Below are 543 nucleotides of genomic sequence, written 5' to 3'. Positions count from 1 at the left end.
GATGCGAGCGTAAATCAATGAAGCCAGGACGCCATTCAAGTCGTAGCTAAACCGATGCTTGGCGGCGATTTCTCGACAAAGTTTGGGTAAACCTAAACGGGCGTAGATCCATTGCAAGAACAGGTAGCCGACATTAACCAGTGGCTTGCCCATGAAAGGAATCTGCTTGACCGGACTGTATTTGACAATCACGTCTTGCCGTTGAGCCTTGGCTTCGTCACTTAACTTGGCAGCGTAACTCTTTGCCCAATCCATCGGCTCAATGCCAGGATGCGCGGCCTGGATAGCTTCGTGCGTCCCTAAGCGGGCCACAATTTTCGTCGACTTTTTCCCGTGCATGCGTAGATCTTTGACGACGTAGTAAGAAACAGAGTTTTTTGACTTTGAAACCTGGACGCGCATAGCAGACACCCCTTTCGAATACAGTAATCATAGCATGTTGCGGCATGTTATGGCAAATATTTCGAGTGAATTTGACAAAGAAAAAAGCGCCATGCCGGGCGCCAACGATGACTTATGCGTGCCAAACTGTCAAACTCCCGA

1 pseudogene is annotated in these 543 nt (G+C 49.0%); it reads right to left on the bottom strand.

Annotation, left to right across the window (positions count from 1 at the left end):
* Window positions 1-402 (bottom strand): annotated as a pseudogene (locus L248_RS14975) (IS1634 family transposase); the annotation flags it as partial.
* Between the last annotated feature and the right edge of the window lie 141 nt (window positions 403-543).

It is taken from the genome of Schleiferilactobacillus shenzhenensis LY-73 (assembly GCF_000469325.1).
GTDB lineage: Bacteria > Bacillota > Bacilli > Lactobacillales > Lactobacillaceae > Schleiferilactobacillus > Schleiferilactobacillus shenzhenensis.
The sequence above is the reverse complement of the archived record's forward strand: the minus strand, read 5'-3'. Positions and strand labels throughout refer to the sequence as shown.